Source organism: Chryseobacterium sp. R2A-55 (genome assembly GCF_021401085.1).
GTDB lineage: Bacteria > Bacteroidota > Bacteroidia > Flavobacteriales > Weeksellaceae > Kaistella.
In genome coordinates this window covers 20,031-43,600 of record NZ_JACBFP010000010.1, presented here as the reverse complement: position 1 = coordinate 43,600, position 23,570 = coordinate 20,031, and the positions used below count along the sequence as shown (strand labels likewise).

The following is a 23,570-nucleotide window of genomic DNA, read 5'->3' as shown; positions in this document are numbered from 1 at the left end:
TCAAAACAAAAAGGAAAAAATGAAAAGTCTATTGAAAAAATTTACACTCGGAATATTTGCAATCGCCACTGCGAGCAGTTTTTCTGCCCAGAAAGTGGATCCGAAAGCTAAAACTATTTTGGATCAAGTGTCCGCAAATTATAAGGCGAAAGATAATGTTTACTTCAAATTCGTTTATGGTACTGGAACCGGAAGTAATGTGACCAAAACCCAACCGGGGATCTTCTATTCCGCAAAAGACAAGTACAAGTTGAAAATCATGGACACAGAACAGATCTATGACGGAAATAAGGTATATAATATTTCCGGAGAAGACCAGGAAGTCACGATTGCAAAGCCGACCGGAAACGATCAAATGTTTTCACCTTTGAACTATATTGAAGAATACAAGAAAGGTTACAATGTGAGTTATATGGGAAAAGTGAAAGTAAATGGTGTGAATTCCGATTACATCCGATTGACTCCTACCAAAAATAATGGAATCAAAGAAGTAAAACTCTTTGTGAATTCTGTGAAAAAACAATTGGTGAAACTGGAGCAATTCTCAACAGACAACTCCATTTCTGTGATTGCGATCAGTGACTATAAGGAAAACCAGACTTTGAACAAAAATATGTTCACCTTCAACAAAGCGGATTATCAGAATTATTTTGTCACTGAACTGTAATTTGAAATTACTTTTATGATGAAGTCGCTAAAGAAATCGCTTTGCGACTTTTTTGTTAAATTTGCCCAATGATTAAAAAACTCGACGGATACGTCATCAAGACTTTTTTCGGTCCGTTCCTTTTTATTTTCAGCGTGCTGTTTTTCATCTTTGTGGTGAACATTATCTGGATCCGTTTGGCACAGTTCACCGGAAAAGGTCTGAGTTACTGGGAAATTCTGAAACTGCTCTCCTATCTTTCTGCGATTGTGGTTCAGTTCGTGTTGCCGCTCACGATTTTGCTTTCGGCGATTATGACATTTGGAGATTTTGGGGAAAGATATGAACTTGCCGCGATGAAAGCTGCCGGAATTTCCTTGACCAGAATCATGATGCCTCTTTTTACCGTCACGGTGATATTTTCAATTTTTCTCTTTTTCTTTTCCAATAATATCATTCCTGATTTTCAGCGGAAGGCAAAAAACATGCTCTACAACATTGCGGCAAGTCGACCCGCACTTAATTTTACACCGGGACAGTTTATTCAGCAGATCCCGGGATACAGCGTGAAATTCGACAAAATTTCAGGTGAGAATGGTGAAAATCTGGAAGGAGTTTTCATTCACCGAATGGCGAATTCATTTGATGATCAACAATCTATTGTTGCCAAAAAAGGGAAATTTGTTCCCGCTGCCAATCCAAGTTATCTGAAACTGGTTCTTTTTGACGGCCATATTTTTGAAGATAATCTCGCCAATCTGGACTACAACCAAAGGCTGAAACAACCCGACCAAGCGATAAAGTTTGACACTTTGGTTTCCCATTTCAACATCTCAGAAATCATCAATAAAGCTATAGAAGAGGAAAGAATCAGCGATGACTATTCTTTTCAAAACTATGTTGAGCTAAACTCCACGATCGTGAAAACGAAAAAGGAAAACAACAACATTCTGGTAAATATGAACTCAGAACTGATCAGCCAAACCAATGGTTATGTGACCTATATTGATCAGTCTAAAAAAAATTCCGCTCCATTGGCTCCCCCAAAAATAGATACCGCCAAATCTGACAAAAAACTGGAGATAATTTACAATGCCTACAACAAAATTGATATCGCAAAACAGGCCACCATCGCCAAAAATCAACAACTAAAAGATTTACACGCCTATTTTTCCAGAGTGGTTCTTTATCAGCAAAGAATTATTGCCTATTCTGTAACCTGTTTGATTTTCTTTTTGATCGGGGCGAGTTTGGGGTCAATTATCAGAAAAGGTGGATTGGGACTTCCGGTAGTTATTGCCATATTTGTCTTCATCATTTTTTATGTTTTGAATCTTTCGGTCGAGAATTTAGCGTGGGCGGGACAAATGGATCCTTACCTGGCTTCCTGGTTGCCGAATATGGTGCTGTTTCCTTTTGGCGCTTGGTTAACCTACAAAGCACTCACCGATTCCCAAGTATTTGATATTGAAAAATATAAAGCATATTTCAAACCGATTATCCAAAGGTTTTCCAAAAATAAGGAACACCAAAGATACCGCTGAAAACAAGAAAGTCTGCCCTGTAATTCGGCAGACTTTTTTGTGTCTCAATTTGTATATTTTATTTCAAATATTTCGTAATCGCCTGATCAGTGGGTTTGGTGGTGCTGATAAAGCTATCGATCAGTTTTCCGTTTTCATCCAGAAGAAACTTGGTAAAGTTCCAAAGAATCGTGGTGTTTTTCACTCCGTTCAATTGTTTCTCTGTTAAATATTTAAAGATTGGCGCGGTATCGTCACCTTTCACCGAAACTTTTGCCGCCATGGGAAAAGTAACTCCGTAATTTTTTTGGCAGAAAGCCCCAATTTCAGCATTGGTTCCCGGCTCCTGTCCCCCAAAATTATTTGCTGGAAAGCCCACTACAACTAATTTGTTTTTGTACTCTGAATAAACTTTCTCCAAATCTGCATATTGCGGTGTGAATCCACATTCTGAAGCGGTATTGACAATCAAAATTTTCTTGCCTTTGAAATCGGCAAAATTGATCTGTTTCCCGTCAAGACTCTCAACTTGGTAGTCGTAAATCGTTTTCATTTTTTGATTTTTTTCGAGTGATATTTCCTTTTTCTGATTGCTGCAGTTTTGCAGAAAAGCACCGATTGATAAAAGGAAAATGAATATTTTTTTCATGGGGATAAATATGAAATTTTCGCTCCACGAAAGGTACGGAAAAAATCAGAAAACTTCTGTTTGATATTATCTATCAGCAAAAACAGAAAATTCTTTAATCATGAAATACATGGCTAAAATTGAAAAATTTAGAATTTAAATGTATTTCCGGGAAAAACCTTATTGGTGTCTATTTTATATAGGGAAATCACGTAATCGCTATCTTTCTTGGGTGAAGTGGACTCGATTCTGAACGGCATCAATAGTGAACCAACCTGCTTATAATCAGAATAGTTTAAGGTTTCATCCTTTTTAATTTCGCGCAAAAGCATGTAATTTTTCACATCGAAATAGTAAACCGTCTTGTTTACATTTTTCGTCAGCTCTACTTTGTGGCAATAAATGTCGCCGATTTTTTCTTTGCCTAAATATTTCGCTTCGAATCCTTTGTTTTCCCAGTCGATAAAGTCATTGTCAAAGTTTTCTGCAACATAATTCGGATATTCCTGTAATTTATTGGCTGCATAATTCATCGCGTAGCCTTTTTTCCCATCAAAACCTTCAATTGCTGTTTCCTTCTTGTTGATCGTGATTACCGTTTTGGTCAGATTGGGTCTTTGCTGATAAATTTTAATAGGATATTCGTCATTTATTCCCAAAGTCACATTTCCGTATAATATCACCGAATTCAACAGCTTCCAGTTCGTCAAACCACCCGAAACTTCAATGTTTTTGTCTATGATTTCTTTCGCAGTCTGCCCGAAAATAATCGGTGAAATTAAAAGCGCGATGATTAAAACAAAGTTCTTCATTAATTGATTTTAAAGGTTCAAAGATAAAATTTTTGAAAGGAATCGGAGATGACTTTATTCACATTCCCAAAATTTACTATGATTTATAAGTATTTAAAATGCCTCTCGCTTTTTCCAAATCTTCAGGCACATCAATACCCACTCCCACAAAATCAGTTTCTATCATTTTGATTTTCATACCGTTCTCCAGATACCTAAGACATTCTATTTTCTCTAATTTTTCAAGCGGTGTCAGCTCTAAGTTGGCAAATTTTAATAGTGCTTCTTTTCGGAAGGCATAGACACCGATATGTTTAAAATATTCAGCATCGATCGACTTTTCCCGATGAAATGGAATAATAGAACGGCTAAAATACAACGCAAATCCCTGCTGATCTGTGACGACTTTCACGTTATTCGGACTTTGTATTTCCTCTGTTTCGTGCAGTCTGATTTTCAGTGAAGCCAAAGCTATTTCCCGATTTCCGTCATCTTGGAAAACTTCAATCAACTGCTTCAGAGGCTCTTTCTTGAGAAAAGGTTCATCTCCCTGAACATTAATTACAATATCGCAATCGAGATCATGAACCGCTTCTGCAATCCGGTCGCTACCTGTTTCGTGTTGACCGGTCATCACGGCGTTTCCTCCGATCTGTTGCACTTCTTTAAAAATAATTTCAGAGTCTGTCGCCACAAATACTTCATCGAACAAACCGGTTTCGGCCACATTCTGATAAGTGGTCGCAATCACGGTTTTCTCTCCCAAAATCTGCATCAGTTTTCCGGGAAATCTGCTCGCTTCATATCTTGCGGGAATTACGGCAATGATTTTCATAACTCTATTTTGACTTATATTTTCTTAAGATTCTTTCTTGTCTCTCATCCGGTTCATAATCAAGAACATCAATCAGTTTCATCTTATGGAATTCGGAATGGGTGGTGTTGAAAATAACTTTATAGTTATCTGGCAAAGCGGAAGCTGGGTTTTCAGAACCTTATAAAGTCAGTGACCATAAATGTTCCACCTTCCATCAAAACCATTTAACGAAAGTGATTGTGCATTTTTTTAATGGACGAACCGATCAGCGAACATTTTTAATTGAGTATAACCTTCTACCCTGCCAAAACGTTTCGGGGATTTTAAGGGAATCCGCAAAAATGTAGAAATCATCAGTACCTATTGATTATTTTGTTTTTTACCAAAGACCAATTATTTTCCTCATGAACATCGTGTAATAGCTGGCTTCATTAGCAATGGCTGTCTGTGAAACTACTGCTGTTTCTCTTTTTTGAGGATCTTTTTCTTATTTTATTGTGCTCATCACAAAAATTTCCACCATTAATGTAGAATTTTTTCCACTTAACTTTTCCTTAACGCAACTGTGCCAAGGCGCTTTGCAGTCTCGGAAGCATTGCCTTGATTTCATCTAATGATAATCCGCCTGCAGAAGCCCTAAACCAAGGCATTTCCGGGGAAGCTCCAAACGCAGAAAACGGAACCAAAGCTACTCCCGCCTCATTAATCAGATAAAACACCAGGTCTGAAGAACAGGCAATCAATTCACCATTGGATTTTGTTTTTCCGATATAATCAAGTTGAATGGTAAGATACATGGCTCCCATCGGTTTGATGCTTTCCACGGCAAATCCCTTAGATTTCATATCCTGAACTGCGGAGTGCAAAAAAGTAAGGCTGTCCGAAATTTTGCCTTTAAAATCATCCACAAACGCTTCCACATTTTCCGTTTCACCCAAAAAAACGGAAACCGCTTCCTGTTCTGGTTTTGGTGCCCATGCTCCTACGTGAGTCAGCAACGATTTCATTTTATCGATGATCAGTTTCGGTCCAAAACTCCATCCTACTCTCACACCCGTCGCAGCAAAACATTTAGAAGTACCGTCGATGAAAATCGTGTACTCTTTTAATTCAGGGAAAAGCGAGACCGGATTAAAATGTTCTTCACCGAAAGTCAGCATCGCATAAATCTGGTCATACATGATGTAGAGGGGCTTCTCATTTTCGCCCCGAGATTTGTTTTCCTGTATAACCAATTCACAGATCTCAGAGAGCTGCTCTTTGCTGAACATAGTTCCAGTGGGATTCAGCGGCGAACAAAGTGCCAGCAAAACCGCTCCTTTCAAATGTGGTCTCAAATCCTCTGCGGTAGGCAGGAAATTATTTGATTGCGAGGTCTCGACCTCAATTTTCTGCGCATTGGTCAGGTAAGCGTAATGGTTATTATTCCATGAAGGAATAGGATAAATGACTTTGTCGTCTTTATCAACGATAATTTCGTAGGTGCCGTAAATTAATGGTCGGGAACCGCCCGTGATTAAAATTTCATCTGGCGAATAATCCAAATCCCATCTGGTCTTCAGATCTTTTGAAACTGCTTTTCTCAAAGACAAAAGTCCGTTTGCAGGTGGATAATTCGTGAGATTATTTTGATAGGCCTTATTGATTTCCTCTTTTAATCGTGCCGGAATTGGATAGATATTGGAGTTTAAATCTCCGATGGTAAGATTAGCGATGTCGGCTCCTTTAGCCTTCAAATCATTAACTTCATTCCCGATTTTTACAATTTCTGAACCGATCAGGTTTTCGGCGAGTTTAGATAATTTCATGCTTAATTTTTATGCTATTAGATTTCTTTTTCGAGAACCACAACATGTTTTCCTCATCCACCAATTCTAAAAGAATTTGAAATGCTTGTTACAGATTCAAATCTTTTTTTACATTTTCAATTTTTTCCGAAAGTGTAATCAATTTATTCTTAAAATCATTTTCAGAATGAATAGAATCCTTCACCGAAACATAAAACTTAATCTTCGGTTCGGTTCCAGAGGGACGCACGCAGACTTTGGTTCCATCTTCGGTGTAGTAAATCAACACATTGGATTTTGGAATATTGTCCATCACCGATTTTTTGTTTTCCGGAATATGAAGTGAGGTCTGTTCCTGGAAATCTTTCAGTTCAACTACTTTTGATCCTGCGATTTCTCTGGGCGGATTCTCCCGGAAATCCCGCATCATCTGCTGGATTTCCTCCGCGCCGGTTCTTCCCTTTCTCACCACGTTGATCAGTCCTTCATAGTACATTCCCAAATCTTTGTAAATATCGATCATATACTGGAACATCGAACTTCCGTTTGCTTTGCACCAAGCCGCAATTTCGCAAGCCAAAAGAATCGAGCCGCAAGAATCCTTGTCCCGAACAAAATCTCCGGTCATAAATCCGAAAGATTCCTCACCGCCGCAAACGAATTTTTCTTTTCCTTCCACATCGCGAATCATTTTTCCGATCCACTTGAATCCCGTTAAACCAACTTTGCAGTCCACTCCGAACTTTTTCGCGATATCGTAGAATATATCCGATGTCACAATTGTGGAACCAATAAACTCTTTTCCGGTGATTTTCCCCAACTTTTTCCACTGGTCCAAAATATAATAAGTCAAAATTGTGTTGGTTTGGTTTCCGTTCAAAAGCTGCATTGCTCCATCCAGATTTCTCACCGCAATTCCGAGGCGGTCTCCGTCTGGATCTGTTCCGATGACGATATCCGCATTTACGATTTTCGCCAAATCGAGCGCCATTTCCAGCGCTTTCGGCTCTTCCGGATTTGGGGATTCCACCGTAGGGAAATTTCCGCTCGGAATCATTTGCTCGGTCACTAAATCAATTTTCTTGAAACCTGCTTTCTTCAATGCCTTTGGAATGGTGGTGTAAGTGGTTCCATGAATCGAAGTGAACACGATATTCAAATTGTCATAACCTGTCTTATGCGTTTGGTATAAGGAATTTTCCATGCAAACATCGATATAGACCTCGTCCTGTTCCTCACCAATCCATTCGATTAGATCATCATTTCCATTGAATTTGATCTCCTCAAACTTCACCGAATAAACTTCCCTGATTATATTTTCGTCATTTGGCGGAACAATTTGCGCCCCATCATTCCAATAAACCTTGTACCCATTGTATTCCGGTGGATTGTGGGAAGCGGTCAACACAATTCCGGCGTTGCAATTTTTATCCCGAACGGTAAAAGAAAGTTCCGGGGTTGGTCGGTGGTTTTTGAAGAGCAAAACCTTAATTCCGTTTGCCGTCAAAACATCAGCACACATTTTTCCGAATTCTCTGGAATTGTTTCGCACGTCGTAAGCAATCGCTACTTTGATCTCCTGATTGGGGAATTGTTCTTTCAGATAGTTTGCCAAACCTTGCGTTGCCTGTCCCAGCGTATATTTATTGAGGCGGTTTGTCCCCACTCCCATTATTCCGCGCATTCCGCCGGTTCCGAATTCCAGTTCACGGTAAAACGAATCCTCCAGTTCATCCGAATCGGTATCAATCCAGTGCTGAATTGTTTTTTGGGTTTCTAAGTCAAATGGGTCGGTAAGCCAAAGTTTTGCTTTTTCTAATGTAGTCATATTTTTATGTTTCAAATTGAGTTACAAAGTTCGTTTGTTATTCTATAACTTTGTTTTGAACGTTTGCTGTTTTATCGATTTTTAATACCCGAATTGGGTCGTTGTAATAAACAAATTTTGCCGTATTCCTGATATTTCCCTTCAAAGTATCTTTCACATTAAGCTCCGCATAATTTCCGTTTCTGGAGTCGATATCCAAATTGGTAATCATCCAGTAAGGCGCGATGATATTTGCCGTGTCAGAAATTTTGATTACCGCATCCCTGGTCTTTCCCAAGAAATTTGCACGGCTCGCATTTTTCATCTCAATTTCTGCCTTTCTGGAATTAACTGATCCAATAAATTTAGCATTATTTTTCATTTTTAGCCGAAAATGATCAGTTTTTATTTCGCTCGAGATATTCATCTCCAAAGAATCCGAAAGCACCATTTTTTCGGGACTATATTTGGAGTAGATGGTGATATTGTAGAAATCCACACCTTGGGTTTCTCGGTTTTCAGTGATGTTTAAAGTTTTATCTTTAACCTTTAAATTAAGATTTTCGATAATGTTCGAATAGGTTTCCACATTGACAAAGCTTTTGTCACCGTTCACATAAAAAACCCGGAACTTCCCTTGGAGATTGACCTCTGTGAAGTCTTCCACGGGAAAATCCCTGCTTTCTATTTTTCCTTTCGGGGTGATTTTTCCGCAGGAAATGATGAAGAAAAGGCTGATGAGAAGAATATTAGAAATATTGCAGTTTCTTTTCATTTTCTAATTTTCAAATTAAATCACTTCCTCAATATGATAATTCTTGCTCTCCCTGGTTGTCCGAATAATCATTTCGCCCAAAAATCCGGCGATGAAAAGCAGGGTTCCCAAAATCATCATCGTCAATGCGATGAAAAACCACGGGTTGTTCGTAATTAAATGCCCATAAATTCCATGCGAAACATCGATGAGTTTGGAAATCCCCAACCAAAGCGCCGATAAAAACCCGATAATGAACATCAAAGTTCCGGCCGCACCGAAAAAATGCATTGGCCTTCCTCCGAAACGGCTTACAAACCATAAAGTAACCAAGTCCAGAAAACCTCGGATAAATCTTTCGGTACCGAATTTTGAACTTCCATAAGGTCTTGCCTGATGTTGAACCGGCTTTTCGGTAATTCTTCTGAAACCCGCATTCGCCGCCAAAACCGGAATGTATCGGTGCATATCGCCATACACATCAATGGATTTCACGACCTGTTTTTTGTAGGCCTTCAATCCGCAATTGAAATCATGCAGCTCAACTCCGGAAAGTTTTCTGGCCGCGGAATTAAAGAGTTTTGAAGGAAGATTCTTGGTCATCACATTGTCATAACGCTTCTTTTTCCATCCGGAAACGATGTCGTAATTTTCATTCTTGACCATGGCATATAATTCCGGAATTTCTTCTGGAAAGTCCTGAAGATCTGCATCCATGGTGATCACCACCGCTCCGTTTGCCTTTTCAAATGCGGCATGGAGCGCTTGAGATTTTCCATAATTTCTGGAAAACTTAATTCCATGAATTTGCGGATTGCTGGACTTTAGGTTTTCAATGGTGTTCCAAGAGGAATCGGTGCTTCCATCGTCCACAAACCAGATTTCGTAGGAAAGTTCGTTCGATTTGCATACTTGGTCAATCCTTGTAAATAGTTCTTCAAGTGACTCTTCTTCATTCAGAAGCGGAATGATAATGGATAGGTTAGGATTCAAAGGTTTTAGATTTGATTTTATTGTTCAAATTTACGAATGTTTGTCCAAATAATAAATGAACCAACACGATGTTATTGCTCTGTTCTACTTCTGAAAAAAGTAGCCAAGAATGTCGATAAGATAAGGAAATAGGCACAATATCCAGCAAAAACGTAACTGAAATTTCTAGCCGAAAACATGTCCTCTTTCTTGCTTTCCTTTGCTGCGATACGCATTTTTGCCTCTTCGTATTTGTCTTTCACCGCGTTCCACTCTTCGCTTCCCGGTTTAAGAATTTGGGTAGAACTGCTGTAATCTTCTTCCAGAGAAGTACGGTAGCTTTCGATGTATTGGTAACTCAGCAAGTCTTTCGCCTTTTCATCCACTTTATTGAAAAAAAAGAAAATACTGAAAACCGAAAGCAACCCGCCAAAAAACATCGGAACAAAAGCCCTTCCGAAAATCTCCCGAAATCCCATGCGGACTCCGGTTTTTCTGAGACTATTTACCGAGATAAATGCACCTGCCAAATAAATCGCCGGTAGAAGGAACGCGTTAATTAGGATTGAATTATGATAATACTGGGTGTTCATCCCAAAAAAATACATTAAAAAAAACACGGTCATAGTTGCTATAAAAAGCAGGAAACCAACTGCATAAACATTTTTTGTCATAAAAATCTATATTTTCTTGAATTTTGAATTTTGCTTTTTCAATTAAAGCCGTATCTTTGCACCGGCAAGTCCTACACAACCAGCTCCTGAAAATCCTCCAGGGTGGGAACGCAGCAAAGGTAATCGGTTGTAGCGGTGTGATGTAGGTAGCTTGCCATTTTTTATTTCTATAGGTAAAGAGATTAGGGAAAAGTATTTTCTTAATCTCTTTATTTTTTTCTTAAACCTGGAATTCCTGTCCAAGTTCTGGCAATGAGAAATCGATGTTTCGGTCTTCGAAAAAACTTTTTGCTTCCTCATGATTAATTCTGATCGGTGGAAAAGTATCGAAATGACAACCGATCACCTTTTTGGTATTCAGCAATTCTGCTGCAGCAAAACTAGCCTTTCTTGCACACATCGTATAATGTGAGCCGACTGGAAGTATCGCCAAATCGATGTTTCCGAACAATCTGGGAAAAATTTCCATATCCGCCATAATTCCAGTATCGCCGGCGAAATAAATATTCCTTCCCTGGAACCTGAAAACATATCCACAAGGTTCGCCACCGTAGATCCCATCCGGGAAACTTGAAGTGTGTGAAGCCGGAACCATCGAGATTTTCAGGTCATCAATTTTTGCAGAACCTCCGAAATTAATGTCAAGGGAATGGGCATGCTTGAAATAGCCGCAAATTTCCGGTTGACCAATTAAAGTCGCATTGGGATGTTTTTCCAAAACTTCCTTCACATCCGCAACATGGTCGCCATGAGCATGAGTAATCAAAACATAATCAATCGGTTGCGCCGAAATATCAAACCCGGATTTCTCTTTCTGGAAATTGTAAAAAGGGTCACTTAATATATTTTTCCCGTTATAAGTGAACAAAAAGCAGTTTTGTCCGAGGAATTTTATTTTCATAATCTTATTTTGTTTTTAATTTTAACTCGGTTCCCGATTCAAATTTAGTTGTTTAGATGCACGAAAACCAGATCATTCGGCGGGAATTTTGCCGGCAAATATTTAAAAATAATTGAGTCCTAAAGCCAGCAAAACCGCCATCATCAAGGTTAAAATTCCAACCTGCTTCAAAAATGGGTCGAGTTCTTTAGGTTCGTTTACCGTCATTATTTTTCTTCTTAATGCCGTCATCGGGAAAAGCAGGATCATCACAATGAACGGGTAATATTTTCCTTCCTTGATGAAACCATTGACACCCAGGAAAACCAGAATTAAGATCAAGGGCAGCATCAGCAAAATAACTTCGTAAATCATCGCATATTTGAAACCCAGCCTTAAGGCCAAAGTTTTTTTTCCACTTAAAGCATCACTTTCAATATCACGCATATTGTTCAGATTCAGAACGGCGGTGCTCATCATTCCGATGGAAGTTGCCGGAATCAGAATATCCCAATCAAAAGTTTTGGTAAAGAGGAAATAGCTTCCGCAGACAGACACCAACCCGAAAAAGATAAACACGAAAATATCTCCCAATCCCAAATATCCATAAGGTTTTTTACCAACCGTGTAACTAATCGCCGCCAAAATACAGGCAATTCCCAATCCCACGAAAATCCAGAATTCCCTGATGTGGTTTGGATAAAATGCGAGATACAGAAGCGCCACGGTAGCAATCAAAGAAAGTATTGAAAACAAAACCATGGCATTCCTCATCTGAGCTGCTGTAATTTTTCCGGAAGCTACTGCTCTCTGTTCAGCCTCGTTGACTCTCAGTTTATCAGTTCCCTTAATTCCGTCGCCGTAATCATTGGCGAAATTAGACAGGATTTGGTACAATAAAGTTACCAGTATCGCCATTGCGAAAATTTGCCAGTCCCAAGTTCCACCATTGTTCAAAATCCGCCATCTCGCGATAAACGATCCCATAATAATTCCACTCATTGAAAGCGGCAAAGTCCGTAACCGTGCGGCGTTAATCCAATCCTTCATATATATTTTTTAGACATGAGACTTTAAGACCGTTACTATGACACAAAATCTCACAGCTCCATACTTTTGATCTCCAATTTCCATTTAAGATATCCACTTATTTTCACCAAAATCCGGTTTCCGTTTTTCCAGAAATGCGTTTCGTCCTTCTTTGGCTTCTTCGGTCATATACGCCAGTCTTGTGGCTTCGCCTGCAAAAACCTGCTGACCGACCATTCCATCGTCCGTCAAATTCATGGCGAATTTCAACATTCTGATGGACATAGGCGATTTTCCTAAAATTTCCTGAGCCCACTGATAAGCAGTATCTTCCAGTTCGGCATGAGGAATTACGGCATTGACCATTCCCATTGCTTCGGCTTCTTTGGCGGAATAATTTCTTCCGAGAAAGAAAATTTCACGAGCTTTCTTCTGCCCCACCATTTTAGCCAGATATGCGGAACCATAACCTCCATCAAAGCTGGTTACATCTGCGTCGGTTTGTTTGAAAATCGCATGTTCTTCACTTGCCAAAGTCAAATCGCAAACCACGTGGAGCGAATGACCACCTCCAACTGCCCAACCGTTTACCACGGCGATTACTACTTTCGGCATGAAACGAATCAAACGCTGCACTTCCAAAATATTTAAGCGGTGTCTTCCGTCCTCGCCGACGTAACCTTGATGTCCTCTCGCTTTTTGGTCGCCACCGCTGCAGAAAGCATGGCCACCGTCTTTCGGACTTGGTCCTTCGCCGGTCAATAAGACCACTCCCACCGAAGGATCTTCGGAAACGTGATAAAAAGCGTCATACAATTCTGAGGTGGTTTTCGGGCGGAATGCGTTGCGAACTTCAGGTCTGTTAATCGCAATTCTGGCGACTCCCCCACATTTTTTATAGGTAATATCTTCGTATTCCCTTACGGTTTTCCAATCGGTCATTTTAGTAGAAAATTTAAGGGGTAAAGATAGGGAAAAGTTGGGCGAAATACGAAGGGCGAAATACGAATTGTGAATTGTGAAATTGATGGACTATCCTGCATCAATCATGTTAAAGCATTTCGGTTTCATCCAGCGTGTCATCTTCTTCCAGGATTTTTCTGGCTTCCTCTAAATCGTTTTCGCTGATGAGGAGGACGTAATTCTGAGACATCGGGAAAACAGCCACATTATTGACAAATTCATTTTTCACATAACTGGGAATGTCCCGGGATGCGAGTTTCGATTTGGCAATCTCTACCTCATATAAATAGGAGGAACGTAATAGGGTAACTAATTCTGACATGATTTCTTTTTCTAAAGTTAACAAATTTTTGAACATGATCCCGAAAAAGACCTGGAAAAAGGAACGACAGAAGTTAATAGCACCGATTGGAGCATTTGTTTGAGCTCTTTTTCTTTTTTTCCGAAAAAGAAAAAAGCGAGTGCGGAAAGCGGGACGGGTCTTGGTAAAAAACGAAAATCTGCCTGCTCCTAATTCACTTTCTTTCGATTAATGAAGAAATATACGGGTAATCCAAGCAAGATAAGGATAAATCCCGGCCAAGTGTATTGGGGTTTAAACCAGATAAGGAGGATGCAAAATGCGGTTCCAATGATGAGGTAAATAATCGGTGTGATGGGATAAAGCCATGTTTTATAGGGTCTTTCCAGGTTTGGTTTTTTGATTCTGAGGTAGATTACGCCAAAAACGGTAATCATGTAAAACAGCACGATGACGAAGGAAATCATGTCGAGCAAATCACCGTATTGTCCGCTGAGTGCCAGAACCGATGCCCAAATTCCCTGCATCCAGAGGGATTTCCCGGGAACGTTGTGTTCGTTGTTTTCGATGGCGGATTTGAAGAAAAGTCCGTCTTTCGCCATGGATTGATAAACCCTTGCTCCCGCCAAAACCAATCCGTTGATACATCCGAAGGTGGAAATCATCACCAAAATGGCCATAATAACCGTACCTAAACTGCCGAATATGACTTCGGAAGCGGCTACTGCAGGACGGTTTTTATCTGCAAATGCGATTCCATCGCGATCGAGCGCGTTCAGGTAAACGAAATTCACCAGAAGGTAGAGAATCATGACGATTACTGTTCCGAAAACCATTGATTTCACTACATTTTTCTTTGGATCTTCTATTTCGCCGGACATGAAGGTGACGTTTTCCCAAGCTACGGAACTGAAAATGGAACCCACCAAAGCCGCTGCAATTCCGCCCAAAAGTGTGACGCCGCCGATTGGCTTCCATTCTGTGGGGAGAAGATCGTTGCCTACTTCCCTACCAAAATTCTGGAATCCGTTCCAGCCGAAACTCATGTTTTGTGCCCATTGAGCGTCTTTGATCAAAAGAAATCCAAAAATGATGATGCCTAAAAGTGCCAGAATTTTTGAGGAAGTGAACACATCCTGCAATATTTTTCCATTCTTTAAACCTTTGGTATTTACAAAGGTGAGGAAAATAATTACTACAATTGCCAATATTTGAACCCAGGTAATCCGAAAGCTTCCGCTTTGAAATATGGGTGCAGAATTGTTGAGCGCCGGAATCAGGTAGGCTGTAAATTTCCCAAAAGCCATTGCTACTGCAGCAATTGTCCCTGTTTGAATCACTGTGAATAAACCCCATCCGTACAGAAAACCGGGCATCTTTCCAAAAATTTCTGTGATATAGGTGTATTGTCCGCCGGCTTTTGGAAAAATCGAGGACAGCTCGCCATAGGAAATTGCGGCAGCTATGGTCATGATCCCGGTGATGATCCAAACGGCAATCAGCCAGTAACCGGAACCCAGATTCCGCATCATATCGGAACTTACGATAAAGATTCCACTTCCGATCATGGAGCCCATCACAAGCATCGTGGCGTCCCAAAGTTTGAGTTTTTTCTGCATAAATAGTTTTTGGTTCAGATGTGAAGGTTATTCCTCCATCGTTGAAAGACGTAAATATATAAATTTTTGGTAATTATTGTTAAATTGACAGTAGCTCTTCATCAAAATTTTAAAAAACCTATGGAATTTGGAAAAATTGCTATTTTTGTAGAAATTGAAAACAATGAAAAAATTAGTACTGATTTTTACGATTGCCATTTCCTCGATGGGATTCTCACAGGAAACTGCAGCAAAAAAAGCAGGTCCACCTGAAGGAAATGCTTTAGTGGGAGACTTCTATGGAGGAAATGTATCGGCAAAAACTGAGAAAAAAGCCATCACTGCCACCCAACTGGAAAAAAAGCTTAAAAAAGCAAAGAAGGTTGAAAACGTGGCAATGAAAGGAAAAGTGACCGACGTTTGCGACAAAAAAGGTTGTTGGCTTACCGTGGAAACTGAAAACAATGAAAAATTCTTTGTGAAAATGAAGGATTACGGATTCTTTGTTCCGGTGGCGCTGAAAGGGAAGAATGTGGTTCTGGAAGGAAATGCCGAAACGAAAGTGATTTCTGTGGATGAGCAAAAACATTATGCGGAAGACGCGAAAAAATCACAAGCCGAAATCGACGCGATCACAAAACCACAGGAAGAAATTCGGTTTCTGGCGAGCGGAATAAAAGTAGTGAACTAAAAGGGACTTGAAGCCAGAGGAAAGTATTTTTCAAAGGTTGAAAATCCGAAGTTTACCCATAGCAAAATAGCGAAATCTTTCGATTTCGCTAATTTTTTTATTCGATGGTAAAGTTTTGGATTTCATCCAGTTTTGGAAATTTTTTCTCAGAAATGAACTTTTTTCCGGTGCAGTCAATTTCTTTCCAGCCTTTTTTTTTGCCTACATCACCCACTTCTACGACAATTGGTACCAAGGAGATCTCATCATCACCTTCTTTGATTTCTTCCCGAAACTGCACCGCCACATCCAAAACACACGGAAAATCAGTATTCAATTCCACATTCCGGTAGATGATATCATAGTGACTTTCTATATTTTCTTGAATTTCTAAATACTTTTCCCAACCTTCTGTGGAACCCTTGAGTTCGGAAATCGCTTTTAACCCTTCATACAACGCAATAGTGTAATATTTACGGGTTCCTGTTCTTTTGTAATCATTCGGAAAATGTCCACCTTCATATAGTATAGAAGCAATTCCCATTTTAATCAAATTATCTCCGGTAGAAGTAGGATAAAACTCATCAGAATATCTGGCGATCTGATTAGGAATCAGTGTTTTTAGGTTTGCAAAAATCTGAGCAATGACCGCCATGGACTTTTTTCTGGTTTCCGTAACGTCTCTTGTAAAATTTTCGGAAGGTGCTAAAAATGAAAGTGTTGCGGGATTTTCGCCATCTGAAGTAAAAATAGTCCGTTGCTCATGAAGATTAAGCCCATATTCATACTTTCCATTTTCGGCGATGCTTTTCAAAATCGGAAACTCTTTACTGGCGAGTTTCAGGAAATCGCGGTTCATATCAATATCCAGTGCATTTCTGCGGATCCATTTCTCAGAACCATCAGGATTCAGCATAAAAATAAAATCAAGTGTAATTTCCGCAAACAATTGTTTTGCTAAAGCCGGTTGATATTTGAAAATCTCCAACAAATCCAGCATCGCATGAGTGGCATTGGATTCATTACCATGCATCTGCGACCACGCCAAAACCCTGGTTTTTCCATTTCCCAAACTCATCTTGTAAATCGGTTTGTCCAAATAGGATCGTCCAACCTCCGAAATGAAATTGCTGTAATTCGCCTGTAGGAAAGAAAATAATTTTTGCGGGGAAATATAGCGGTTTGGGAAATTGGGGTTTTGTCGGTAATTCAATTCTTCGGTCATCAATACAAATTTTACATTTTTCAAATTTAATTTTTTTTGAGGGAATCACGAAATTAACTTTTGTAAATTCATTAAACGCTTATCCGTGTCAGTTTGTCTGTGGATTATTTTGTGGATTGCATTATTTTTAATTAAAATTTATATTAATCTAATAATGAGTGTTTTATTTAATTTATTTAAATTAAATTTTCAAATGTACTTTAAGTGGAAAACATTGTTGAAAACCCCATTTGAAGGAAACTTTAATAAACAGGATCAGAATCTAAATTTATATTGATTCCCGCTCTATTTACATTTGTAATTTCATTGAAAAATCATTATTTCCTTATATTTGCATATATATTTTTCTATGACAAGCGAAAACATTTTTCTTATATTTTTCTTATTATTTATCTTCTTTATTCTTGCACTCGATTTAGGGTTATTTGGGAAAAAATCATCTGCAGTCTCTATGAAGCAGGCTGGTTTGATGAGTTTCTTTGTAGTGGCACTTTCGGTGTGCTTCTACTTTGTGCTTATTAATTATGGACATTATTTGCATGGAATTGACAGTTTGGACAAATTGCAGCATGTGATTTCTCGCCATCATCATCCGGTGCACATTATTGCAGGCGATTTGGAACACAGCATTCAGCTTTACAACCAAAATTTAGGTCTGGAATACCTTACTGGTTATGTGGTGGAATACGCCCTTTCTGTGGACAATATTTTCGTCATTGTATTGGTATTTACTGGATTCGGTGTTGCTCCGAAAAATTACCACCGGGTATTGTTTTGGGGTATTCTGGGCGCCATAGTGATGAGATTTATCTTCATTTTTGTGGGCGCTGCACTGATAGAGAAGTTTGACTGGATTATGTATGTTTTTGGCGCTTTCTTGGTGTTCACCGGAGTCAAGATGTTTCTTGATAAAGGCAAAGAAGAAAAGATCGACCCTCAAACTCACCCCGTAGTGAAGTTTGCCAACAGGTATTTTAAGGTTCATAACCATTTTGTGGGCAATAAATTTTTCGTAACAATTGATGGAATCCGAAAAATGACCCCGTTATTCTTAGTCCTCCTTATCATTGAAGCAACGGATCTAATCTTCGCAGTGGACAGTATTCCAGCCATTTTTTCGGTCACTAAAGACCCATATATAGTATTCTTTTCAAACATCTTTGCCATTATCGGTCTGCGTTCCATGTTCTTTCTTTTAGCCGGAATTATAGACAAATTCAGGTTCCTGAAAATTGGCTTGGCTGCATTACTTACGTTTATCGGACTCAAGATGCTGTTTCACGTTTATCTGGATGAATTTGGCTTTACTACCACGGATTCTCTATTGATCATCATTGGTATTTTGGGAACAAGTATCTTCTTCTCACTGATTTTCCCAGAAAATAAAAAGGACAGAAAATTGAAGTTTGATCCGGAAAATGAAGACAATACCAGACATTAATTTAATCATGTAAATTGATTGATGTATTGTTAATCAGTATTATAGACTTTTATTTTACTTCTGTAAATAACTTTTTCTTAATTTGCTTTACATTTGTATTTTATTTTTGTGAATTAATTATTTACATTTGTAATCATGGAACTGAACGAAAGGATTACAAAAGTTTTGGAGTATTCTAAATTGTCTCCCTCTGAATTTGCAGATGAGATTGATGTGCAGCGCTCCAATATTTCCCATATCACTTCCGGTAGAAATAAACCTTCTCTGGATTTTCTCATTAAGATAAAGGACCGCTTCCCCGAATTAGAATGGGATTGGCTGATCTATGGCAAAGGTGAAATGATTCGAAAAGAACTTGAAACTCCTTTGGTTGAAAAACCCAAACCTACTTCACTCCCAGATTTGTTCTCATTAATTGCTGACGATAATTTTGGAATTACAGAAAGTGAAGACCGAATCATCAGCGAACCCCCGCGAGAATCTAAAATTCCGCTGCCAAGTCAAACGAGTGAAAAAATATTCGATTCTCAGCGATTAGAAGCCGAAGAAAAATCCAGTTCGATACAAAATACTGATAATCAAGCAAGTAAAGTCAAAAGGATCGTTTTGTTTTTTGACGATGGCAAATTCGAAAGTTTTGAACCTTAATTCTGTCATATTGAAATAATTTTTTGACCGGCTTTTCTGCCATCCTGAATTTTCAATTATTTCCACTCAAGGAAAAGTTTCGCACAGTTTTTGTAAATTTGAACATAGCCAAAAATTTCAACAGTATGAAACTAGCCGATTTAGCTAAGGAACTTGAAATTTCAACTGAAAGTTTTATCAAATTCATTACCGATTTCGATCTGGAGCTTTCCGAATGTATCACGACCAATTTTGATGTGAAGGATGATTTCGTAAGGTTCGCAAGAGAAAACAAAGCCTTCCTCCAAAAATATGAACAGGATTTAAAGGCGGATAAATCAGTAGAAGACATCGCCGAAAATATACACCAACCAGCGGAAAAGATTGTAGAAATCATCAAGAATGAAAAACCAAAATTGTTTGATAATGGGCTTTATAAATCCTCTGTCTCCAGTTTCGGGATTGACTATAAACTTGGTGGCAATTATCAGTTTGTCTATGATTATTTTGGCAAGAAGACCAGTTTAAAAGAGAGAGATTTCATCGGATACCGGGATTTGTTTTTCTATATTTCACAGGAATTACAGCCGTTTATGAACAGTGCACACCTCAGCGAATGGGGATTGCACCGTCCGGCAGGAATTATTTTATATGGTCCACCGGGAAGCGGTAAGATTTTTTGGGCAAAAAAAATTGCAGAGATCATTGGTTATCAGTTTAAAGAAGTTAAAAAACACTACCTGGGAAGTTCTTTTGTGGACGGTAATAAGAACAAATTCAATGAATTCCTGGTCAACATGCTCAAAGAAGAAAAAATTCTTCTTTTCATGGAAGATTTTGACTCGATCATGGGAATCCCCCACGACGAACAGTCGGCATCTGAATGTGACGAAGAAACAAAAGACATCATTCTGCACTACATTGGGCATTTCGAGGCCGAAGACCTGGTGATGGTAGGTTCTGCAAACTCCATTACTGAAATTGACAGAGAAGTTTTGGCTCCAGGACGCTTTGATGTGCTGATTCCCATTTTTCCGCCCAATTTCCGGGAACGCTGTGAGATGATTCTCTTCCACATGATGGAGCAATTGAATGAGGATTCTGTTCTGAGGAAGATTCTTGCAAAAAATCAAGCAGACCACCTGCCGTTTTGGAATGATATTTCTTCTAAAATGAAAACATTTTCCAATACCATGATCATTGACTTCACGCAAAGTCTAAAGAAAAGGATAAGGAATATTTATCTGAACGACCATTCCGAAGACATTATGATTGATGCTCATCTTCTTGAAGCAGCTTTGCGGGACACATCGGCCAAACTTACCGAAGAGTACTTAAATCAAATCGATCAGTTTATTCAGGATGCATCAATGAACAATTATGACGAATTTTCACAAAGAATTGAAGCCTTGAAAAAAGAGCTTGAAAACTATAAGGTGGTCGAAGCACCATTAAAATCTATTGGTTTCAAACACAACGACGAACAGTAAAAAGTGCTGAGTTTTTTACGGTTTTTTTTCTGGTTTCGGCACTTTTAGACCGGCGTCTTTCGCTTCAGAGATACCGATCGCAATCGCCTGTTTTCTGTCGGTGACTTTTTTTCCGGAGGATAATTTCAGCTTACCTTCCTTGAATCTGTGCATTACGTCACCAATTTTTTCCTGGGCTTTTTTGGAATAGCTCTTTTTGGTCATGATAAAATTTTTAGAGATTATTTTGAGACTGATACACCTATTTCATAAACTTTCGCGTGTTTTAGGTATTTGGATCGCTCACGAGAGGTCACTGATTCAAATGCACCATTCTTGATCACAATGATCGGATCTTCAGAAATCTCAATCTCCGCATTAGAAATATATTTTTCTTCTGGGCTGTACCCTACTAATTTCGATTTAATTTTCATCAGCTCGTCTGCGTAATCCCTAAATCCTGCATCCGTGGAATGGATGAATCTGTATTCCGGACCTGCTTCTACAAAAAAATGCAGTTTCTTTTCCAGCAAACCCGCTTCATCAGTAATCTGCGGATTATCATTTCCATCTTTGAATCCCACTTCCACGATTTTGCCATTCTTAGAATTTGCAAAAATTTCAGCATCTTGGTAACTCGCAAATCCCGTATAAATAACTTGGTTATCTAAAGTATATTTAATTAGTTTTTCATGTTGTGCACTGGTTTCCATCACTAAAGATATTTATGGTTACGATAAAATCAGCAATAATTCTGCCACTCCTTTAAAAAGAATGGCCTTTAACTATTTTTAGGAAAATGACTATCTTTGAAATCTTATCAAAAAATTCACATGAAAAAACTAGTTCTATCATTAGCGATTCTGGCTACTCTCTCGGCATTTTCGCAGGAAATTACCCTGGATAAAATTTATTCCGGCTATTATCGCGGAAAAAACATCGCAGGAATTGCTACCTTAAAAAATGGTGAAAACTATGCCGTCATCGAACGTGGCGGAATCGCCAAATATTCTTATAAGACTTCACAAAAAGAAGGAAATATCGTTGATGGAGATTTCCAGTCTTATCAGTTCAATGACGATGAATCAAAAATCTTATTGTTAAAGGACAGCCAGCCAATTTACAGACATTCCTTTCTTGGCAAGTTTGACGTGAAAGACCTGAAATCCAATAAAACATTAAGCCTAAATAATGGAAATTTTGTTCAGGAACCTACGTTTTCTCCTGACGGAACCAAAGTTGCCTTCATTGTGGACAACAATCTTTATTTCCAAGACCTAAACACCGAAAAAATAACTCAGATCACGAACGACGGAAAGAAAAATTCAATTCTGAACGGTCTTGCTGATTGGGTTTACGAAGAAGAATTTGGCCATGCGAGACAGTATGAATGGACAAAGAATTCTGATGCGATTGTTTACGTGAAATCAGATGAATCGCAGGTTCCGGAAATGCTTATCCCTATTTACGGAAAGCAGCTCTACCCTTCCGAAATGCGTTTTAAGTATCCAAAGGCTGGAGAGAAAAATTCGGTGGTTTCTGCGCAATTGTACCGGCTGGACTCTGGGAAAAATAGCTCTTTGAACTTGACTGGGTTTAGAAATTATTATATTCCAAATGTCATCCGAACCAAAAAAGCGGACGAAATCGTTTTAATTACTTCTGATCGGATTCAGAATGCTTCGGACATTTTGAAAGTGAATACTAAAACCGGAACGATCACCAAATTATTCACAGAAACGGACGACAAATGGATCGAAACCGATAATGTGACAATGGAGTTTCTGGATGACAATTCATTTATCTGGGGAAGCGAACGAGACGGAAACCATCATCTTTACTGGTATGACCCAAATGGAAAATTAAAGAAACAGATCACCAAAGGAAACTGGGAAGTAACCGACTACTACGGTTTTAACCCAAAAACAAAAGAAGTCCTGGTCAGAACCACCCAAAACGGAAGCATCAATAAAGTGGTTTCAAAAATCAATATTGAAAACGGAAAATCAACCTTGATTTCCAATCCTGATGGAAATAACAGTGCTAATTTTAGCAACAACTACCAGTATTTCATAGAAACCTCCTCCTCTGCCACAAAACCTTATACTTACGTCCTAAAAGATGGAAACGGAAAAGCGGTAAGAGAGCTTCAAAACAATGATGAACAGCTTAAAAAATTGCAGCAGGACAATTTTGTGACCAGAGAATTTTTCACCATTCCGAATGAAGCGGGGGATCAAATGAACGCTTGGATCATGAAGCCGAAAAATTTCGACCCCAACAAAAAATATCCGCTGTTCATGTTCCAATATTCTGGACCGGGATCACAAAGCGTTGCCAATACTTTTGACACCGGAAACGGTTTATGGTTCAACCATTTGGTTCAAAAAGGATACATCGTGGCGTGTGTTGACGGACGTGGAACTGGCTACAAAGGAACAAAATTCAAGAAGGTAACCTACATGCAATTAGGCAAATACGAAATCGAAGACCAAATTACCGCAGCGAAATGGTTTGGAAAACAATCCTATATTGATGCCTCCAGAATTGGAATTTTCGGTTGGAGTTTCGGTGGATATATGTCCAGCTTGGCCATGACAAAAGGTGCCGATGTTTTTAAAGCGGGAATCGCGGTTGCGCCGGTAACGAACTGGAGGTACTATGACTCCGTTTACACCGAGCGATTCATGAGGACGCCGCAGGAAAATGCAAATGGCTACGATGACAACTCGCCTACTGAATTTGCAAAACTAATGAAAGGCAAATTCCTTTTGATTCATGGAACTGCAGATGACAATGTACATTTCCAGAATTCGATGGAATTTGCGGAAGCATTGATCCAAAACAAAAAGCAATTCGAATTCATGGCTTATCCAGACAAAAATCACGGAATCTATGGAGGAAATACCCGTCCGCAACTGTATCAACTGATGACGGATTTTATTTTGCAAAACCTATAGCATTCCAA

The 23,570-nt window shown here is 39.0% G+C and carries 23 protein-coding genes and 1 other RNA gene; 8 read left to right on the top strand and 16 right to left on the bottom strand.

Features of this window, described 5'->3' with window-relative positions:
• Positions 1-19: 19 nt before the first annotated feature.
• Together L0951_RS11105 and L0951_RS11100 are read left to right on the top strand one after the other, a co-directional pair.
• Positions 20-667 (top strand): LolA family protein, encoded by a 648-nt coding sequence (locus L0951_RS11105; protein ID WP_234111339.1) that lies wholly within the window; start codon positions 20-22, stop codon positions 665-667.
• A 68-nt stretch (positions 668-735) separates the two neighbouring features.
• On the top strand, positions 736-2,190 hold the full coding sequence (locus L0951_RS11100) for an LptF/LptG family permease (protein WP_234111338.1): 1,455 nt from the start codon (positions 736-738) through the stop codon (positions 2,188-2,190).
• Between the two features lie 58 nt (positions 2,191-2,248).
• Here the strand turns inward: L0951_RS11100 and L0951_RS11095 are convergent, their stop codons facing one another.
• The 8 genes from L0951_RS11095 to L0951_RS11060 all read right to left on the bottom strand — a co-directional run bounded on the left by L0951_RS11095 (position 2,249) and on the right by L0951_RS11060 (position 10,399).
• The gene (locus L0951_RS11095) at positions 2,249-2,818 is read right to left on the bottom strand and encodes a glutathione peroxidase (RefSeq protein ID WP_234111337.1); all 570 of its coding nucleotides are present in this window, start codon (positions 2,816-2,818) and stop codon (positions 2,249-2,251) included.
• A gap of 128 nt (positions 2,819-2,946) precedes the next feature.
• Positions 2,947-3,609, bottom strand: a complete 663-nt coding sequence (locus L0951_RS11090; RefSeq protein ID WP_234111336.1) for an outer membrane lipoprotein-sorting protein — start codon at positions 3,607-3,609, stop codon at positions 2,947-2,949.
• A 76-nt stretch (positions 3,610-3,685) separates the two neighbouring features.
• Positions 3,686-4,423, bottom strand: a complete 738-nt coding sequence (gene kdsB / locus L0951_RS11085) for a 3-deoxy-manno-octulosonate cytidylyltransferase (protein ID WP_234111335.1) — start codon at positions 4,421-4,423, stop codon at positions 3,686-3,688.
• Between the two features lie 536 nt (positions 4,424-4,959).
• Positions 4,960-6,213: a pyridoxal phosphate-dependent aminotransferase gene (locus tag L0951_RS11080; RefSeq protein ID WP_234111334.1), complete on the bottom strand. Its 1,254-nt coding sequence runs from the start codon at positions 6,211-6,213 to the stop codon at positions 4,960-4,962.
• A gap of 88 nt (positions 6,214-6,301) precedes the next feature.
• Positions 6,302-8,020, bottom strand: a complete 1,719-nt coding sequence (locus L0951_RS11075; RefSeq protein ID WP_234111333.1) for a phospho-sugar mutase — start codon at positions 8,018-8,020, stop codon at positions 6,302-6,304.
• A gap of 37 nt (positions 8,021-8,057) precedes the next feature.
• Positions 8,058-8,774, bottom strand: a complete 717-nt coding sequence (locus tag L0951_RS11070; RefSeq protein ID WP_234111332.1) for a GIN domain-containing protein — start codon at positions 8,772-8,774, stop codon at positions 8,058-8,060.
• A 15-nt stretch (positions 8,775-8,789) separates the two neighbouring features.
• A complete protein-coding gene (locus tag L0951_RS11065; protein ID WP_234111331.1) occupies positions 8,790-9,746 on the bottom strand; it encodes a glycosyltransferase family 2 protein in 957 nt (318 codons plus the stop codon).
• A gap of 71 nt (positions 9,747-9,817) precedes the next feature.
• Positions 9,818-10,399, bottom strand: a complete 582-nt coding sequence (locus tag L0951_RS11060) for a DUF4199 family protein (RefSeq protein WP_234111330.1) — start codon at positions 10,397-10,399, stop codon at positions 9,818-9,820.
• Positions 10,400-10,461: 62 nt separating this feature from the next.
• Here L0951_RS11060 and ffs point away from each other — a divergent pair.
• An RNA gene (gene ffs / locus L0951_RS11055) (signal recognition particle sRNA small type) lies at positions 10,462-10,559 on the top strand.
• Positions 10,560-10,619: 60 nt separating this feature from the next.
• Here the strand turns inward: ffs and L0951_RS11050 are convergent.
• From L0951_RS11050 to L0951_RS11030, 5 genes are all read right to left on the bottom strand, one after another.
• Positions 10,620-11,300 carry a metal-dependent hydrolase gene (locus tag L0951_RS11050; protein WP_234111329.1) on the bottom strand — a complete coding sequence of 227 codons (681 nt, stop codon included), beginning with the start codon at positions 11,298-11,300 and terminating at the stop codon, positions 10,620-10,622.
• A 102-nt stretch (positions 11,301-11,402) separates the two neighbouring features.
• On the bottom strand, positions 11,403-12,329 hold the full coding sequence (gene menA / locus L0951_RS11045) for a 1,4-dihydroxy-2-naphthoate octaprenyltransferase (RefSeq protein ID WP_234111328.1): 927 nt from the start codon (positions 12,327-12,329) through the stop codon (positions 11,403-11,405).
• A gap of 84 nt (positions 12,330-12,413) precedes the next feature.
• Entirely contained in the window at positions 12,414-13,250 is an 837-nt protein-coding gene (locus tag L0951_RS11040) for a 1,4-dihydroxy-2-naphthoyl-CoA synthase (RefSeq protein WP_234111327.1), read from the bottom strand.
• 109 nt (positions 13,251-13,359) lie between these two features.
• A complete protein-coding gene (locus tag L0951_RS11035) occupies positions 13,360-13,593 on the bottom strand; it encodes a putative signal transducing protein (RefSeq protein WP_234111326.1) in 234 nt (77 codons plus the stop codon).
• A 188-nt stretch (positions 13,594-13,781) separates the two neighbouring features.
• Positions 13,782-15,191, bottom strand: a complete 1,410-nt coding sequence (locus L0951_RS11030; protein ID WP_234111325.1) for an APC family permease — start codon at positions 15,189-15,191, stop codon at positions 13,782-13,784.
• Positions 15,192-15,354: 163 nt separating this feature from the next.
• Between L0951_RS11030 and L0951_RS11025 the strand changes: the two genes are divergently transcribed.
• Entirely contained in the window at positions 15,355-15,861 is a 507-nt protein-coding gene (locus L0951_RS11025) for a DUF4920 domain-containing protein (RefSeq protein ID WP_234111324.1), read from the top strand.
• A gap of 97 nt (positions 15,862-15,958) precedes the next feature.
• Here L0951_RS11025 and L0951_RS11020 read toward each other — a convergent pair whose 3' ends face one another.
• A complete protein-coding gene (locus L0951_RS11020; RefSeq protein WP_234111388.1) occupies positions 15,959-17,065 on the bottom strand; it encodes a M14 family zinc carboxypeptidase in 1,107 nt (368 codons plus the stop codon).
• A 349-nt stretch (positions 17,066-17,414) separates the two neighbouring features.
• Between L0951_RS11020 and L0951_RS11015 the strand changes: the two genes are divergently transcribed.
• From L0951_RS11015 to L0951_RS11005, 3 genes are all read left to right on the top strand, one after another.
• Complete coding sequence (locus tag L0951_RS11015) at positions 17,415-18,506, top strand: TerC/Alx family metal homeostasis membrane protein (protein WP_234111323.1); 1,092 nt, start codon at positions 17,415-17,417, stop codon at positions 18,504-18,506.
• 135 nt (positions 18,507-18,641) lie between these two features.
• Positions 18,642-19,154, top strand: a complete 513-nt coding sequence (locus tag L0951_RS11010) for a helix-turn-helix domain-containing protein (RefSeq protein ID WP_234111322.1) — start codon at positions 18,642-18,644, stop codon at positions 19,152-19,154.
• A gap of 125 nt (positions 19,155-19,279) precedes the next feature.
• Positions 19,280-20,623 carry an AAA family ATPase gene (locus tag L0951_RS11005; protein WP_234111321.1) on the top strand — a complete coding sequence of 448 codons (1,344 nt, stop codon included), beginning with the start codon at positions 19,280-19,282 and terminating at the stop codon, positions 20,621-20,623.
• Positions 20,624-20,638: 15 nt separating this feature from the next.
• On the opposite strand, the gene L0951_RS11000 is transcribed toward L0951_RS11005, so the two are convergent.
• Positions 20,639-20,827, bottom strand: coding sequence for a DUF6496 domain-containing protein (locus L0951_RS11000; RefSeq protein WP_234111320.1), 189 nt, complete (start codon positions 20,825-20,827; stop codon positions 20,639-20,641).
• 17 nt (positions 20,828-20,844) lie between these two features.
• Positions 20,845-21,315, bottom strand: a complete 471-nt coding sequence (locus tag L0951_RS10995; protein WP_234111319.1) for a hypothetical protein — start codon at positions 21,313-21,315, stop codon at positions 20,845-20,847.
• Between the two features lie 120 nt (positions 21,316-21,435).
• Between L0951_RS10995 and L0951_RS10990 the strand changes: the two genes are divergently transcribed.
• Positions 21,436-23,562, top strand: coding sequence for a S9 family peptidase (locus L0951_RS10990; RefSeq protein ID WP_234111318.1), 2,127 nt, complete (start codon positions 21,436-21,438; stop codon positions 23,560-23,562).
• The last annotated feature ends 8 nt before the right edge of the window (positions 23,563-23,570 follow it).

What these genes read in the sequence shown, in the direction of transcription:
- L0951_RS11105 (WP_234111339.1), top strand. Translation starts at nt 20, where the DNA reads ATGAAAAGTCTATTGAAAAAATTTACACTCGGAATATTTGCAATCGCC.
- L0951_RS11100 (WP_234111338.1), top strand. Translation starts at nt 736, where the DNA reads ATGATTAAAAAACTCGACGGATACGTCATCAAGACTTTTTTCGGTCCG.
- L0951_RS11095 (WP_234111337.1), bottom strand. Translation starts at nt 2,818, where the DNA reads ATGAAAAAAATATTCATTTTCCTTTTATCAATCGGTGCTTTTCTGCAA.
- L0951_RS11090 (WP_234111336.1), bottom strand. Translation starts at nt 3,609, where the DNA reads ATGAAGAACTTTGTTTTAATCATCGCGCTTTTAATTTCACCGATTATT.
- kdsB (WP_234111335.1), bottom strand. Translation starts at nt 4,423, where the DNA reads ATGAAAATCATTGCCGTAATTCCCGCAAGATATGAAGCGAGCAGATTT.
- L0951_RS11080 (WP_234111334.1), bottom strand. Translation starts at nt 6,213, where the DNA reads ATGAAATTATCTAAACTCGCCGAAAACCTGATCGGTTCAGAAATTGTA.
- L0951_RS11075 (WP_234111333.1), bottom strand. Translation starts at nt 8,020, where the DNA reads ATGACTACATTAGAAAAAGCAAAACTTTGGCTTACCGACCCATTTGAC.
- L0951_RS11070 (WP_234111332.1), bottom strand. Translation starts at nt 8,774, where the DNA reads ATGAAAAGAAACTGCAATATTTCTAATATTCTTCTCATCAGCCTTTTC.
- L0951_RS11060 (WP_234111330.1), bottom strand. Translation starts at nt 10,399, where the DNA reads ATGACAAAAAATGTTTATGCAGTTGGTTTCCTGCTTTTTATAGCAACT.
- L0951_RS11050 (WP_234111329.1), bottom strand. Translation starts at nt 11,300, where the DNA reads ATGAAAATAAAATTCCTCGGACAAAACTGCTTTTTGTTCACTTATAAC.
- menA (WP_234111328.1), bottom strand. Translation starts at nt 12,329, where the DNA reads ATGAAGGATTGGATTAACGCCGCACGGTTACGGACTTTGCCGCTTTCA.
- L0951_RS11040 (WP_234111327.1), bottom strand. Translation starts at nt 13,250, where the DNA reads ATGACCGATTGGAAAACCGTAAGGGAATACGAAGATATTACCTATAAA.
- L0951_RS11035 (WP_234111326.1), bottom strand. Translation starts at nt 13,593, where the DNA reads ATGTCAGAATTAGTTACCCTATTACGTTCCTCCTATTTATATGAGGTA.
- L0951_RS11030 (WP_234111325.1), bottom strand. Translation starts at nt 15,191, where the DNA reads ATGCAGAAAAAACTCAAACTTTGGGACGCCACGATGCTTGTGATGGGC.
- L0951_RS11025 (WP_234111324.1), top strand. Translation starts at nt 15,355, where the DNA reads ATGAAAAAATTAGTACTGATTTTTACGATTGCCATTTCCTCGATGGGA.
- L0951_RS11020 (WP_234111388.1), bottom strand. Translation starts at nt 17,065, where the DNA reads ATGACCGAAGAATTGAATTACCGACAAAACCCCAATTTCCCAAACCGC.
- L0951_RS11015 (WP_234111323.1), top strand. Translation starts at nt 17,415, where the DNA reads ATGACAAGCGAAAACATTTTTCTTATATTTTTCTTATTATTTATCTTC.
- L0951_RS11010 (WP_234111322.1), top strand. Translation starts at nt 18,642, where the DNA reads ATGGAACTGAACGAAAGGATTACAAAAGTTTTGGAGTATTCTAAATTG.
- L0951_RS11005 (WP_234111321.1), top strand. Translation starts at nt 19,280, where the DNA reads ATGAAACTAGCCGATTTAGCTAAGGAACTTGAAATTTCAACTGAAAGT.
- L0951_RS11000 (WP_234111320.1), bottom strand. Translation starts at nt 20,827, where the DNA reads ATGACCAAAAAGAGCTATTCCAAAAAAGCCCAGGAAAAAATTGGTGAC.
- L0951_RS10995 (WP_234111319.1), bottom strand. Translation starts at nt 21,315, where the DNA reads ATGGAAACCAGTGCACAACATGAAAAACTAATTAAATATACTTTAGAT.
- L0951_RS10990 (WP_234111318.1), top strand. Translation starts at nt 21,436, where the DNA reads ATGAAAAAACTAGTTCTATCATTAGCGATTCTGGCTACTCTCTCGGCA.